Source organism: Hydrocarboniphaga sp. FW305-C-57, from assembly GCF_058783045.1.
Map to the genome: position 1 here is coordinate 50376 of NZ_JBYSYG010000002.1, position 14078 is coordinate 64453.

The window sequence follows — 14078 nt, forward strand, 5'->3', positions numbered from 1 at the left end:
GCGAGCTTGCTCTTCCAGCCGTGCCTGCTGTTCCTCTCTCCCGCTTGCGGGAGAGAGTCCCCGCGCAGCGGGGGAGAGAGGGGTAGCCCGGAAAGTGCGTGCACTCTCCAACCATCCTTCCCTGCCGAGGCGTGCTGCGACTATCGAATGCTGCCGCGCCGCCTCAATACCGCTGCGCCCGATGCCAGCGCCACGCCGACTCGACGATCTGTTGCAGGCCATGCGTTTTCGGCGCCCAGCCCAATATGGCGCGCGCACGGCTTGCATCGGCGACGAGCGCCGGCGGATCGCCAGGGCGGCGGGCGCAGATTTCGGTGTTCACCTGGCGGCCGATGATCTCCTGCGCCGCGTTCAGCACTTCGAGCACCGAGAAGCCCTGCCCGTTGCCGAGGTTGTAGAGCTGATAGTCCGGCAGATCGGTCCTGGCGAGCGCCTCCGAGGCGAGCAGATGCGCTTCGCATAAGTCGGTGACGTGGATGAAGTCGCGCACGGCGTAGCCATCGCGCGTGTCGTAATCGTTGCCGAACAGCTTGACCGTCGGCTGCTCCGCTCCGGCCGCAGCCCGCAGAATGCTCGGGATCAGATGGGTTTCGGGCCGGTGCGATTCGCCGATCTCGCCGGATTCATCCGCGCCCGCCGCATTGAAATAGCGCAGCACCACCGCGCGCAATCCGTAGGCCCGGCAATGGTCGTGGATCATGTGCTCGGCGAACAGCTTGCTCCAGCCGTAGGGGTTGATCGGTGCGGTGGGATGATCTTCTTCGATGCGCCGCCTGACCGGCACGCCGTACACCGCCGCCGTCGACGAGAACATGAGCCGGTTCACGCCGTGACGGCGCATGCTGTCGAGCAGATTCAGCACACCAAACGCGTTGTTGTGGTGGTAGAGCATCGGCTCGGCCATCGACTCGGCCACCATCGAGCGGGCCGCGAAGTGCATGACCAGTTCGGGCCGGTAGTCGGCCAAGGCCTGATCGATATCGGCGGGCGCGAGCAGATCACCGCGATAAAGCTTGTAGCCTTCGATGGCTTCGATATGGCCGGTGGAGAAGTTGTCCATCACGGCCACTTCGTGGCCGGCTCGCGACAGCATGCGAACCATATGGCTGCCGATATACCCCGCACCGCCTACGACCAGAGCTTTCACGAGCCGCCCTTTTCTTGAACCGCGGCGAACCGGCGCGGCAGTCTATGGAAGGTTTTTCATTGGATGACGAAGGGCGTCGCACGAAGCAAAGCCCCTCTCTCTCCTCGCCCGCGCGAGGGCCTCTCTCCCGCAGGCGGCAAAAGCAAAAAGCGATTCAAGGCCTGCTTATCGCTGAAAAACTGGCAGGGCTGAGCGCCCTGCTGTTCCCCTCTCCCACTTGTGGGAGAGGGTGGTCCGAAGGACCGGGAGAGGGGAGCTTGGAAAAGCTGCGCCCTCGATCGGGCCAACCCTCTCTCCCCTCGCTCGCGCGAGGGACTCTCTCCCGCAGGCGGGAGAGAGGAACGGCTGAAAACCATCGGCTAGTTCCCCGTGTCGAGCTCCGCGAAACTCTTCACCAGATCATCCACCGCCTTCATCTGCGCGAGGAACGGCTCGAGCTTGGAGAGCGGCAACGCGCTCGGGCCGTCGCATTTGGCCTTGTCCGGGTTCGGGTGCGCTTCGATGAACAGACCGGCGATGCCGACCGCCAAACCGGCGCGGGCGAGCTCGGCGACCTGTGCGCGACGGCCGCCGGATGCGGCGCCAAGCGGATCGCGCGTTTGCAAGGCATGCGTGGCGTCGAAGATCACCGGCTTGCCGCCCGAGACCTGCTTCATGACGCCGAAGCCGAGCATGTCGACGACGAGGTTGTCGTAGCCGAGCAAGGTGCCGCGTTCGCACAGGATCACGTTCTCGTTGCCCACTTCCTTGAACTTGGCGACCACGTTCGCGGTTTGCGAGGGGCTCAGGAACTGCGGCTTCTTCACATTGACGGGCTTGCCGGTTTTGGCGAGCGCCACCACGAGATCGGTCTGGCGCGCGAGGAATGCGGGCAGCTGCAGCACGTCGATCACTTCGGCCGCCGGCGCCACCTGATCGATCTCGTGCACGTCGGTGATCACGGGCACCTGGAAGGTCTTCTTGATCTCTTCGAACACCTTGAGCCCTTCCTGCAGGCCGGGGCCGCGGAACGAGTGGATCGACGAGCGATTCGCCTTGTCGAACGAAGCCTTGAAGATGTACGGAATGCCGAGCTTTTGCGTGACCTTCACGTAATGCTCGCAAGCCTGCATGGCAAGATCGCGGCTCTCGATCACGTTGATGCCGCCGAACAGCACGAAGGGCTGATCGTTTGCGACCTGGATTCCGTTGACGACGACGCTCACTGGGCACACTCCTGAATATGCGGCGGGCCCGATCGGCCTCGCGATGTCGCGCGCAGTTTACGCAGGGAGCGCGCAGCCTGCCTTAGCAGGCTGGTGAAAATCCCCGATCTTTCCCCGGATTTTCCTGTCTTCCGAATTTTTCCGGTGCCGGAAGCGTACCGTCGTACCGCGTGATACCGCTCTTTGCTGCGACTTTGGCCTTGTTTCCGGGCTGCGGACGCAATACGCCTATGGCTTGCCTACGCCGGCATCGGCTCGAAGCTCATCAGCTTCAGCAGCCGCGTCAGGTTGTAGGCCGCAAACGTCAGCAAGGCCTGGCCGGAGAGCTTTTCCAGCCCTTTGTGGCGCGTCTTGCGCAAGCCGCCCACCGTCTTGATCCAGCCAAACGATTCTTCAATCTGCTTGCGACAGCGCAGGCTGATCGCATAGCCCTTGCCGCGCTTGGTGCGGCCATCGACCGCACTGCCTTCGGCCTTCGCCGCCACGTGCGCTTTGATGTTTCGCGACTTCAGAAATCTCACAAACACCGGCACGTCGTAGCCCTTGTCCGCGCCGATCGTCGCGCCCGGTTTGCGCACGCTGCGCGCGATCATGCATTGGGCGGCGACCCACTCGGCGCGTCCATCGGCCTGCGTGGTCTCCACATCGACGATCAGGCCGTTGCGGTTCTCGGCCAATGCATGCGTCATGTAACGCAGCTTGGCTTCGGTGTATTCACCCTTCTTGTACAGGCGGGACTGCGGATCGGTCTTGCTCTGGTGCGTCTGGTTGCTGCGCTTCTCTTTCTTGAAGTCGACGCTCGGATTGCGGCCCTTGGGCGGGTTCGATCCGTCGTCGTCCTTGCGTTTGAAACTCTTGTGGCTGGCCCAGGCTTCGATCATCGAGCCATCGACGCTGAAGTGCTCGTCGGAGACCAAACCCTGCCATTCGGCCAGGTACAACACGCGCTGGAAGAACTCGCGCGCCATCTCGGTGGAGAGCAGGCGATCGCGATTGGCACTGAACACGGTGCGATCCCACACCGCTTCATCCATCTTCAAGCCGACGAACCAGCGGAACAGCAGGTTGTAGTCGAGTTGCTCAATGAGCATGCGCTCGGAGCGCACGGTGTAGAGGATTTGCAGCAGCAGGGCGCGCAGCAGGCGTTCGGGCGGAATCGAGGGACGCCCCGTGCTGGAGTACACCGCGTCGAACTGCGCATTCATGCTCGACAGAATGCCATCCACCAAGGGGCGCAACCGCCGCAACGGATGATCCTCAGGAACCCGCTTCTCCAGGGTCACGTAGCTGAACATGGCAAATTGGGCGTCGTCCGTGCCGCGCATCGAAGGGCTTGAAGTGGCTCGATTATTCGAGCCCTTTTGCATGCAATTTCAATGTCAGATCAGCAGGCTGGAGTTTTTCACCAGCCTGTTAGGCTTTTAAGCTGCAAGTCGCATCGAGCCGAATGAGCATCGCAGCTCGCGTGGAGCCCGATTAAGACCGCGTCTTTGATTGGAAACAAGAGACCGTTTTGATGCCGGTCCATTTTCATAATCGATGCAGCTTTAAAGCCCGGAATCGCATTGCACGATTCCGGGGCGCTTCATTACTTCACAAACTATTTCACCAGAAAGCTTTCGCGATTGGCGCCGGAGGCTTCCGCATCGGCCAGCCATTTCGGCGTGCGGCCACGACCGGACCAGGTATCGCTGCCATTGCGATATTTGACCGCCACCTTGGAACCCGAACCACTGGCCTTTTTGGTCGCACGCGCCGCACCGAGATCGGCGAGCGTAATACCGAAAGTTTCCATCTTATCTTTGATATCAGCGATTACCGTGCTGATTTCCGTCTTGCGCAGCTCTTCGGCCTGCTTGGTCAAAGACTCGATCTGCTTGAGGAGATCGTTATAAGTCGTCATGTTCCACTCCAGTAAAAAATAAAAGCGATGCATTATAGACACCAGATAATATTTAGTCCTCCCTGAAGAATCCGATTCAAGTCGAAGCCAGGTTTCCGATAAAGGGATATCTGTCATCGGAGGTGCAGGCATTGCGTCGAGGATCGAGGGTTCGCCCGATCAGGGCCAAAATCGCGAGCAGCAAAGCGGCGATCCAGCGCATCAGCCAGCGAATGTTGTAGCCAGCGGCGCAGAGCACGGCGTGCATCGCATCGCCGGTGGGGCCCTTCAAGTGGCAGCGGCGCAGCCGGCAATCGTCCTTGGCGTGGCCGATGATGGGCTCGATGCTCTGCCGTCGTTTGAGCCAGCGCTTCTGCGTTCTGGTCAGCTGCTTCAAGCCGCGATGCAGGATGTCGATGCCGTCGATTCTGCGGCCGCGAAAACCCAGATCGACGATGACGTGCCGGGGTTTCACCTCGGTGAGGATGGCCACCTGCTCGATCTGCTCGGCCAGCGTGTCGCCATCGTACGGATTGCCCGGAAAACTGCGGGCACCGACGATCAAACCTTGCCTGGCGGTCACGGCCAGGCCCACCTTGACGCCGAATTCGTAAGGATTGCGTGCCTTGCCCTTGCCGATGCACTCGACTTCCGGGGCATGCAGCGCATAAAGCTTGTTCCGGTCCTTGGGCTTCTGCCGCTGCAGCTGCGCGATGCGCGCCAGCCATGGCGACAGCGCCGCTTGCTGCTCGGCGTTGGCCTTGCGCTGCACATCGCGCAGCAAGCGGCCCAGGATCGTGCGCTGGCGCTTGAGGAGGCGGCGCAGTCGCTTGAACTGCTTGGCATGGGCATAGCCGGCGGCGCGTCGTCGCAGCGTCGGGCCTTGGCGCTCGTAGCTCTGACGCAGATCAATGCCGCAACGCCGTGCCAGCAGCACCAGCTTCTTGCGCGCCACTTCGAGCAAACGGCTGTCGGTGGGATACGCCACGGCTTTCTCTTGCACCGTGGTGTCGACAATCACACGCGAAAGATCGGCCGGCTTGATCGCATTCAGATCCTTGGCCGCGGCGATGCTCTGCGCCAGCAACTCTTCCACTCCGGCTTCACCCAGGCGCTTGCGAAAGCGCGTCAGCGACGAGGGATCGCAAGGAAAGCGGGTTTGAAAGAACACTTCGCCGCAGAAGAACTGCCAGTACGGGTTTTCCAGCCAGCGCTCGCAGAGGGCTTCGTCCGACAGATCATAGGCGTGCTTCAGGTAGAGCAGCCCGCACATCAATCGCAATGAGAGTGCAGGACGGCCGCCGCCCTTGGGCTCGGCTGGCAGCACCGAAGACAAACGTTGGGCCATGGCGTCCCAAGGCATCACCGCCGAAAGCTTGCACAACGAATGCCGCAGATCGATCTGCGCATCCAGGCGATTGCGGAACAGGTCGGTCGAAACCGACGCAGCGCTCTGAGCGGGAGTGGGCTGATGCCGCATGCGAAAACCCTTGCTGAAATTGCCAGGAATCCATCAGCCGACATTATCTTTCCGGCAATTTCAACAGGCTATTTCCGCGCCTATCTTGCTGTCTGAGCGTGACTTTTCGGATTCTTCAGGGGCGACTATTTATCAAATAAATCCTCACACCGTCTCGTGAAAGAAACATCTGACAGGGGATGAGGATAATTTTACCCATGCCGAGGTAATGCTCCGGCGATTCAGGGGTTTGCATGCGCCAGTCGCGCGTGTGTCAACGGTCGTAAACATCCCGATACATCAACTGCAATGTCTGGCACCGATAATGCGTGTTACTTCGGGTACTGCTGTTCTCTGGGTGACCGACCAGGCGTGCAGGTGATTTCTCGGTCGTGATTGAAAGGCGGAATGCGCAATGACTCTCCGGTATCTGGACCCCGTAACCAACGAACCCCGCTTCAAACGCCGTTTCGTCTGGGCTTTCTGGGGCTTCGCTGCGGGAATGGTGTTCGGAATCCTCGCGGTGAAGGTGTTGTTCTGATCTGATTTTTCGCAGCCCCGCAATGGGGCTGCTGTTTTGTAGTCCCCGACGGCTACCGGTCTCGAGTGGCGCTGGACTGATGGATGGGTCAGTGGTCACCCAGCTTTGGGGCCCCGATCTGTACCGTCCATCGGCGGTGCAGCCGGCCGATGCCCTTACGGGCTTCCCCCGGTGCTGGCAAATACGATAGGGTTCAAAGCCTTGGCCTGCATGTTGCAGCCGCTGATCGCCTGTCGTCCCGTATCGAGAGCATCGCGCTTATGAGCGAAACCACCGCGCGTCTTTCGCGCGAGCAACTGCAGTCGCTGATCTATTACCGCAACGGCTACACGCTCGCGAAGCTCGCGCTGTTCGTGGCCATCATGGCGGTCCTGAGCTGGCTGTCCTGGCGCGCCGAAGGCAATCCGTGGATCGAGTGGGCCTGCTACATCGGCCTGGGCTACATGTGGATGAGCCTCGTCACCTTCATGCATGAGGCCACGCACTACACGCTGTTCCCCAAGAAATGGCAGAACTGGCTCTACGGCGTCGTGAGCATGCTGCCGGTGATGATCACCTTCGTGGCCTTCAAGGAAGACCACATGGAGCATCACAAGTACAACCGCTCCTACCGCGACCCCGACTCGTTCACGATGGGCAAGCGCGGCTTTCTCGACTTCCTCACCTACTACGCCTACATCGCGATCAGCATCGTGCTGACGATGGTGCATTTCACCATCATCTATCCGATCAAGGCCTTCACGCCCAAGCTCTGGGCGATCCACCTCGGCGAGATCGCGCTCAAGCTGCTGTGCTATTGGGGCCTGATCACCTGGGCGCGGCACGCCGGCCTGATCGAGGACGTGCTCGAGGTCTGGCTCTGGCCGATCGCGGCGTTCTCGCTGTTCAATTCGATGCGCTTCATCGTGGAGCACTACGAAACGCCTTGGGACCAGGGCAAGCTCGCCGGCACGCGCACGCTGACGTCCAATCCGGTGCACAGCTTCTTCTGGAACAACATCAACTACCACGCCGGGCATCACCTGTACCCGAAGGTGCCCTACTTCAATCTCCAGAAGCTCTACGAGATGGTGAAGCCCGACATCGCGGCCTGCGGCGGCGTGGTCGACAAGAGCTACGTCGCGGTGTTCGCCAAGGCGGTGGTTCGCGGGCCGGAGAGCGAGGCGCGCTGCGAGAAGTTCCTGAAGGAGCGCTACGAAAAGCGTGCGACGGCGACGGCCTCTGCTCCGGTCTATTCGGCTGCACCGGCGACGCTGAGCCCGATGGCGTCGGGACTGGCGGCGGGCGGTGAAGGCTGACTTTCGGGTTTTGAAGCTCGGGTTTTAAAGCTCAGGTTTTTAAAGCGCCACCTTTTTGATGGCCCTCTCTCTCCCGCTTGCGGGAGAGAGCCCCTCGCGCAGCGAGGGGAGAGAGGGTCAGCCCGGCCTGGAGCACACCCTTTCCGGGCCTTCCCTCTCCCGGCGCTGCGCGCCACCCTCTCCCGCAAGCGGGAGAGGGGAACTGCATTAGGCTGCTGAACTCTCCGGATTTCGCTGTTGATGTCCTCTCTCCCGCTTGCGGGAGAGAGTCCCTCGCGCAGCGAGGGGAGAGAGGGGCGGCTTACCCTGGAGCACACCCTTTCCGGGCCTTCCCTCACCCGGCGCTGCGCGCCACCCTCTCCCGCAAGCGGGAGAGGGGAACTGCATTGGGCTGCTGAACTCTCCGGATTTCGCTGTTGCTGTCCTCTCTCCCGCTTGCGGGAGAGAGTCCCTCGCGCAGCGAGGGGAGAGAGGGACGGCTTGGCCTGGAGCACACCTGTCCGGCCTTCCCTCACCCGGCGCTACGCGCCACCCTCTCCCGCAGGCGGGAGAGGGGACTGCATGGAGGGCTCGTGACTCCCGCGACTTCTAAGACGCCTTCTTCTTCGTCGCTCCGCTCGTCGCGTCGATCTTGCCCGTGGCGATCGCCTCCGCACGTTTGACCGAGAGCTCGGTCAGCGACAGCGCGACCTCCACTTCCTTGAGCATCGAGGCCCGATAGTCCGCGATCGCGGCCTTGCCCGCCGGCGTCGTCGCCTTGGCGCCCTCGCCCGTCGCGGCGATCTGGTTCTGCCCGCGGTCGACCAGCGGGGCGCGGGTCTTGATCCAGTCCGCGAACAGCGTGTTCCAGAGCTTGAGTTCCTGTTCGGACAGGGTCTGCTTCTTCTGCTGCCACGGCAGGTTGGCGGCGGCGATGGCCTGGTCCTGGCACGGGTCCGGGCAGGGCTTGGTGTTGTCGAGGATGGTCTTGAGCTGCTGGCCCATGGCGGCCTGGATCCAGCGCGTGCGCTTGGCCATGGCGGCCGCGGGCTCGTTCTTGTCCGAATTCGACGCCAGGTAGGCGCTATAGCCGACGACGGCGCCCTGCACCTCCGGCGCGTCACCCGAGACCGCCGGCGGCGGCGTGCCGGCTGCGGGCGCGCTGCCGCCGGCCAGCGTGGCGATGGCGGCGCGCTCGGCTTCTATCGCCTGCTTGATGCGGGTGTATTCGGGGGCGACGATCTGCCCGTCCTTGATCCAAGACAGTGCAGTAGCCGGGTCGGCCGGGGGCGTCGGCACGCTTTTGAGCAGCTCGCTGTACGAGGCGGCCTGGGCGTCGAGGCCGACGAGTCCGAGGATGGCGGCGAAGATGGGGCTGAAACGGTGCATGCGAACGTCCCTGTGTCCGGGTGAAAACCCGGTAGATGGAGCAAGTCGCATGCCGCAAGCTGACGCAAGGCTCAGCTCGCAGGGCGGGTCGTGACCCGCCCTGCGGCCGCGCAAAGAGAAGCCGGGCGAACCCGGCCAAAAACTCAAAAACCCGAAGAAAGAGAGGTTTCCTCGGAAAGTCGATCGCAAGCTCCGGCTCGAAGGCCGATCAGAACGAGTAGCCCACGTGCGCTTCGAGGTAGTCGCGATCGGACAGCAGGTTCTGGTCGCCGCCGCCCATGTAGACAACGTAGCCGATGTCGCCGGTCCAGGCCTGGTGATAGGTCCAGCCCATCGACAGCGCCACCTGCTTGCGGCCCTTGACGAAGTTGCCCATCGGCGTCGGCGTGTAGCCCGAGACGTCGTGATCGAAGCGGATGGTCGGGTCCAGGCCTACCGAGCCGATCGCGTTGTTGTACGAGAGCCGGGCGAGCAGCTTGTAGCCCCAGGACATCGTGGTGGCGTAGTTGTTGGACTCCGACGGCAGATCCTGCCGCGTGACGCCGTCGGCGTTGAACCTGCCGCGGCCCACCAGAAAGCCCGCGCGCGCCGGGCCGTCGGACGCCGCGAGACCCGGCAGGAAGGTGCCCGGCGCGTCGTAGCGCAGCTCGCTGGTCGACGGCAGGTCGTGGATGTAGTCGTAAGCCACTTCGGCGACGACGATGGTCTGGTCGTTGCGCAGCCACTTGGCGGGGCCGAACACGCGCGAGAGCGAGAAGTCGATCTGCGAGACGTTGTGACGCCGCCAGCCCTTGATGTACTGCTGGCCCGAGGCACCGCCGAGCGTGGGTTCGATCTGGCTCGGCACGCCCAGGCCCGTCAGCAGGATCTCGACATCGTCGATCTGCAGCGGCTGGCCGTCCTTGTAGCTGTACTCGCCCTGCAGCGCGAGGCCCCAGGGCAAGGTCGAGCTGAACGACATGCCGTACATGCGGATGTCTTCGGGGTACTCGATGAAGTAGTCGCTACCGAACGGCCGCAGTGGCTCGCTGCCCGAGTGGCCGCTGATCATCGGCAGGCGGCTGTGATAGTTCGCGGCGTACAGCGCGAAGTCGATGCCGTTGAACTGCGGGATGAAGAAGCGCAGCGCGGCGCCGTACTGGCCGCCGTTTTCGGGCTTGTTGTCGTCGATGCGCGGAATGCTGCTGCCGATGTCGTTTTCGCCCGGGATACCGAACGAGATGTTCGCGCGGTTGCCGCCGATGCCGACGAAGTCGTTGGTCGAGAACGGGCTGCCGGACGCATCCGGGTCGGTGCGGCGCCATTCGAACTGGTAGAAGGCTTCGACGCTCACGTTCTCGATCAGGTCGAGGCCCGCGAACACCATGCCGGCCGGCTTGAGCGCTTCGGCGATGTCGTAGCCCGGCACGCGCAGCTGGTTCTGGTCGGCCGCGACGAGGCTGTTGAGACCGTTCTGCACGAGCGTGGATTCGCCCCAGTTGAGCACCTGGCGACCGATCTTGTACGTCAGCGTGCGACCCGCGATCGAGTTGCTGCCGTAGACGTAGGCGTCGAGCAGGTCGGCGTCGTTGCCGAGCCGATCGCGCACGGCGTCGGTGCGCTGCTGGTACTCGTAGGCCGGCGCTTCCTTGCCGGGCTGGCCGTAGTTGGCCTGGTTGAAATAGCGCTTGTTGTTGAGCGTGTCGTTGTACAGGTAGCTGCCGCGCACGAACACGCCGTAGTTGCCGTAGGTCAGCGTGGCATCGCTCGTGAGCTTGATGGCGGAGGCGATCGCGTCACCCTTGTCGAAGGCCAGGTTGCCGTCGTCGTTGTTGGTCGAATACGCGTTGCCGCCGTTGCTGATGCCGATGTTGTCCTTGTCCTGTTTCTGCATGCGCCAGGCGCCACCGACCGTGAGCTTGCTGTCGACGCGCAGCGAGACGTCGTCGTTTTCCCAGCTCAATGCGCTGGCGGAAAAAGGCAGGCAACCGAAAGCGGCCGCAGCGAGCGCCACGGCGCTCTTGCGGTAGTGGCGAGCATTGTTTTGGGTGCGAGTCATGGAGAACTCCTGAATGCGGTTGGAGAGGTCTGCGAGAGCGGTGGCGCGCTTCATGGGCACGCCCCTCCGATCGGCAGACACAGGCCACCGCTGGCCAGGAAGCTCGCCGTCTCCTTCTGCATCTCCTGCGTGACCGTTGGCGAAGCCGCCGGGCTCAGGATCGAACCGTGATCGCCGGCGCTGAAGCGCACCACGTTGTTGCGCGCCGCTTCGCCGAGCAGGACGTTGGCGCTGCCGTCGAACGTGCGCGCCGCGAGCCCCATGGTTTCATGCAGCGGATCGGTGCCCGACAAAAAGCCCTCGATCGTCACCTTGTCGTTGGCCTTGATGCCGCCCACCGCCACGCCGTCGTTGGCCGGCGCCGAGTTCGGCACGACCTGATCGGGCGCCGAGGTCGCGCTGCCGACGACTTCGAGCATGTGGATCGGATGCTTGGTCTTGGCCGCGACCGCGTAGTTGATCGGGTCGGCCGAGTCGACGATGGTCTGCGCGAAGCGCATGAAGGTTTCGTAGTTGTCGCTGCCTTCGACCACGCCGCTCGCCTGCAAGCCCGCCGCGATGCGCGGACCGAAGCTGACCGAGGCATCGAGCAGCTTGGCAATGCCGCCGCCCGGCATCGCGAGCGTCGAAGCCCCGATGTCGCCGTTCACGCCGAGCAGCGTGCCGCCGACGATGCCGCCGAGCGAATGGCCGACGAAGCGGATGTTGCTGCCGTCGAACTTGTTGCCGTCCGGTGCGCCGCCGGCTACCAGAATCGCGCCCGGAACCGCACGCGTCAGCACCATCAGATCGGAGACCGCCTGGCGAATGTTGTCGCGGCTCGTGATGAGACTCGACAGATTGATGAAGTGCGTACCGGAACTGTCGACGTTGCCGTCGGGTCCCGCGGCACCGGTACTGTTGTTGACGTAGTCGACATCGAAGGTGCGCTCGCTGACGCCCGTGATACGCAGCGCCGCTGCGGCGTCGGTCGGCACGATGCCATGCAGCGGCAGATCGATGGCCACCACCGCGAAGCCCGCCAGTGTGAGCGCCGGAGACAGTGCGAGCATCTGCGAGCGATTGCCGGTGATGCCGTGCTGGAAGATCACCACGGGCCAGCCGCTGGCCGGCATGGTCCTGCCCGAATCCGCGTTCGGCAGCGTGATGAGCACCGGCACGGTGACATCGGCTTGCTTGACCGGCTCCGGGAAGCAGGCGGTGGTCGAGACGCTCGGCGACAAGCGTCCGCCGCTCGCAGCGGGATTGAAAGCGGCGCAGGGCGTGCCGAGGAAGTTCTTGCTCGTATCGGGCTTGGCGCTATCGGCGAGCCAGAACTTGGTCAGCGGAGCCGTCGGATCGGATGCACTCGGCGGCGTGAGGTAGTACGGCAGCGTGATGGTTCCCGCATAGACATTCGCGATCGGCGGCAGCGCCGGATTCACCGTGCGCAGCGTCGCTCCGGTGTTCTGCGCGGCGAGCCGCGCCGGCGCAGCGGCGCTGACATTGGCCTGCAGTTTGTCGAGCGTGTTGCTGACCGACTGCGTGGTGAAGCTCCAGGCCAGCACGATGTCGTCTTCGGCGACGAGGTTGGTGCCCGTGAGCTGCGTGACGATCGGACGGATCAGCGTGCTGCGCAGCGCTTCGAGCGTGGCCTTCTGCGTCGCATTGAGCGTCTGCAGCACCGGCACCGTCTGTTCGGACACCGGCGTGCCCGAACGCACGACGGTGAACAGCTCGCTCGCTCGCGCCGGAGTGCCATCTTCGCTGTGCAGCGCGCGCGTGAGCACGACCACGTAGCGCGTCGACGGCTTGAGCGGACGCAGCGGCTCGATCAGCACGCGCGAACGGAAATTGCTGATCGGCTCTTCGACGCGCGACAGCGGATTCAAGGCCGTGGCGACCGAAGGCTGCGTGGTGTAGTCGGTGCCCGCGACGAGCGGGCGGCCGGTGGAGCCGTCGATGATGATCAGACCCTGGTCGAGGCTGCCGTAATCGAGCTTGCCGAGCAGGTCCGTGAACAGCGATGCCGTGGTCGAAAAGCCGTCTTGCAGGTTGGCCTGCGTCACGAACGGCGCATTCGACGCATTCGGAATGTTCAAGGTGGGATCGGTGAAGCCCGAGAAGAAACCGTCGAACGGAAACGGAACCTGGGGGCTTGCGGCCACCGGATCGAACAGCGAGAACACGCCGCTCTCGAGACCACCATCCTCACCGCCTGGATCATTGCGGCTACTGCAGGCCGACAGCCCGGCAGCCGAGCACAGCACAACGAACGCCATCGCCGCGTTGCGAATCTTCATGAGCCTCTCCTCTCAATGTGCACCATGGAGCTTCCCGCTCCGTACGCGACCCGCTCGCTGCGAGCCGCTTTGTGATCGGCGCTAGTGTTCGCCGGTTGTAATGCATCTGCAACAGGGAATTTCTACTGACGATCGGATCGTCACGATTCGTTGCAGCGTCGCTGCGAATTGAAACGAATGCTTCGTCGACTTGTTGCCACCGTTCGTCGCGGTGACATTGCGAAACGCGTGATGCGATCGGGAAGAAGCCCTTACGTGAATGCCGCAGTCTCGAATCGACTTCGTGCATGCGCGGCTGGTCCCCTCTCCCGCTTGCGGGAGAGGGTGGCGCGTAGCGCCGGGAGAGGGAAAGCCTGGAAAGAGCGTGTACTCGCCCGGGCTTCCCTCTCTCCCCTCGCTGCGCGAGGGACTCTCTCCCGCAAGCGGGAGAGAGGACAAACAACATGCGCAACGCAGCGACTAATGCTACGGCAGGTTCTGCCCGATCAGCGCTTCGAAATGCCGCGGTCTCGAATCGAATTCGTGCATGCGCGGCTGGTCTCCTCTCCCGCTTGCGGGAGAGGGTGGCGCGTAGCGCCGGGAGAGGGAAAGCCTGGAAAGAGCGTGTACTCGCCCGGGCTTTCCCTCTCTCCCCTCGCTGCGCGAGGGACTCTCTCCCGCAAGCGGGAGAGAGGACAAACAACATGCGCAATGCAGCGACTAATGCTACGGCAGGTTCTGCCCGATCAGCGCTTCGAAATGCCGCAGTCTCGAATCGAATTCGTGCATGCGCGGCTGGTCTCCTCTCCCGCTTGCGGGAGAGGGTGGCGCGTAGCGCCGGGAGAGGGAAAGCCTGGAAAGAGCGTGTACTCGCCCGGG

Annotated in this window: 10 protein-coding genes; 2 read left to right on the forward strand and 8 right to left on the reverse strand. The window is 63.2% G+C overall.

Annotated elements, in window-relative coordinates; all coding sequences use genetic code 11:
• Positions 1–163 precede the first annotated feature (163 nt).
• The 5 genes from galE to AC3WUM_RS04635 all read right to left on the reverse strand — a co-directional run bounded on the left by galE (position 164) and on the right by AC3WUM_RS04635 (position 5714).
• Complete coding sequence (gene galE / locus AC3WUM_RS04615) at positions 164–1147, reverse strand: UDP-glucose 4-epimerase GalE (protein ID WP_492409021.1); 984 nt, start codon at positions 1145–1147, stop codon at positions 164–166.
• A 359-nt stretch (positions 1148–1506) separates the two neighbouring features.
• Positions 1507–2352 carry a 3-deoxy-8-phosphooctulonate synthase gene (kdsA, locus tag AC3WUM_RS04620; RefSeq protein ID WP_492409022.1) on the reverse strand — a complete coding sequence of 282 codons (846 nt, stop codon included), beginning with the start codon at positions 2350–2352 and terminating at the stop codon, positions 1507–1509.
• Between the two features lie 239 nt (positions 2353–2591).
• Positions 2592–3677 carry an IS5 family transposase gene (locus AC3WUM_RS04625; protein WP_492409023.1) on the reverse strand — a complete coding sequence of 362 codons (1086 nt, stop codon included), beginning with the start codon at positions 3675–3677 and terminating at the stop codon, positions 2592–2594.
• A gap of 275 nt (positions 3678–3952) precedes the next feature.
• Positions 3953–4255: an H-NS histone family protein gene (locus AC3WUM_RS04630; protein ID WP_492409024.1), complete on the reverse strand. Its 303-nt coding sequence runs from the start codon at positions 4253–4255 to the stop codon at positions 3953–3955.
• Between the two features lie 76 nt (positions 4256–4331).
• On the reverse strand, positions 4332–5714 hold the full coding sequence (locus AC3WUM_RS04635; protein WP_492409025.1) for an IS5 family transposase: 1383 nt from the start codon (positions 5712–5714) through the stop codon (positions 4332–4334).
• On the opposite strand from AC3WUM_RS04635, the gene AC3WUM_RS04640 reads away from it, so the two are divergent.
• Complete coding sequence (locus tag AC3WUM_RS04640; RefSeq protein ID WP_492409569.1) at positions 5622–5810, forward strand: hypothetical protein; 189 nt, start codon at positions 5622–5624, stop codon at positions 5808–5810. The genes AC3WUM_RS04635 and AC3WUM_RS04640 overlap by 93 nt on opposite strands.
• Positions 5811–6494: 684 nt before the next feature.
• Entirely contained in the window at positions 6495–7532 is a 1038-nt protein-coding gene (locus AC3WUM_RS04645) for a fatty acid desaturase family protein (RefSeq protein ID WP_492409026.1), read from the forward strand.
• Positions 7533–8120: 588 nt separating this feature from the next.
• Here the strand turns inward: AC3WUM_RS04645 and AC3WUM_RS04650 are convergent.
• The 3 genes from AC3WUM_RS04650 to AC3WUM_RS04660 all read right to left on the reverse strand — a co-directional run bounded on the left by AC3WUM_RS04650 (position 8121) and on the right by AC3WUM_RS04660 (position 13220).
• Positions 8121–8900, reverse strand: coding sequence for a hypothetical protein (locus AC3WUM_RS04650; RefSeq protein WP_492409027.1), 780 nt, complete (start codon positions 8898–8900; stop codon positions 8121–8123).
• A gap of 208 nt (positions 8901–9108) precedes the next feature.
• Positions 9109–10938 (reverse strand): DUF1302 domain-containing protein, encoded by a 1830-nt coding sequence (locus tag AC3WUM_RS04655; protein WP_492409028.1) that lies wholly within the window; start codon positions 10936–10938, stop codon positions 9109–9111.
• Between the two features lie 50 nt (positions 10939–10988).
• Positions 10989–13220, reverse strand: coding sequence for a hypothetical protein (locus tag AC3WUM_RS04660; protein WP_492409029.1), 2232 nt, complete (start codon positions 13218–13220; stop codon positions 10989–10991).
• Between the last annotated feature and the right edge of the window lie 858 nt (positions 13221–14078).

Excerpts from the sequence above, each read along its gene's own strand:
- AC3WUM_RS04650 (WP_492409027.1), bottom strand. The coding sequence starts at position 8,900 with ATGCACCGTTTCAGCCCCATCTTCGCCGCCATCCTCGGACTCGTCGGC.
- AC3WUM_RS04645 (WP_492409026.1), top strand. The coding sequence starts at position 6,495 with ATGAGCGAAACCACCGCGCGTCTTTCGCGCGAGCAACTGCAGTCGCTG.
- AC3WUM_RS04655 (WP_492409028.1), bottom strand. The coding sequence starts at position 10,938 with ATGACTCGCACCCAAAACAATGCTCGCCACTACCGCAAGAGCGCCGTG.
- AC3WUM_RS04625 (WP_492409023.1), bottom strand. The coding sequence starts at position 3,677 with ATGCGCGGCACGGACGACGCCCAATTTGCCATGTTCAGCTACGTGACC.
- AC3WUM_RS04630 (WP_492409024.1), bottom strand. The coding sequence starts at position 4,255 with ATGACGACTTATAACGATCTCCTCAAGCAGATCGAGTCTTTGACCAAG.
- AC3WUM_RS04640 (WP_492409569.1), top strand. The coding sequence starts at position 5,622 with ATGCCGCAGATCGATCTGCGCATCCAGGCGATTGCGGAACAGGTCGGT.
- AC3WUM_RS04635 (WP_492409025.1), bottom strand. The coding sequence starts at position 5,714 with ATGCGGCATCAGCCCACTCCCGCTCAGAGCGCTGCGTCGGTTTCGACC.
- AC3WUM_RS04660 (WP_492409029.1), bottom strand. The coding sequence starts at position 13,220 with ATGAAGATTCGCAACGCGGCGATGGCGTTCGTTGTGCTGTGCTCGGCT.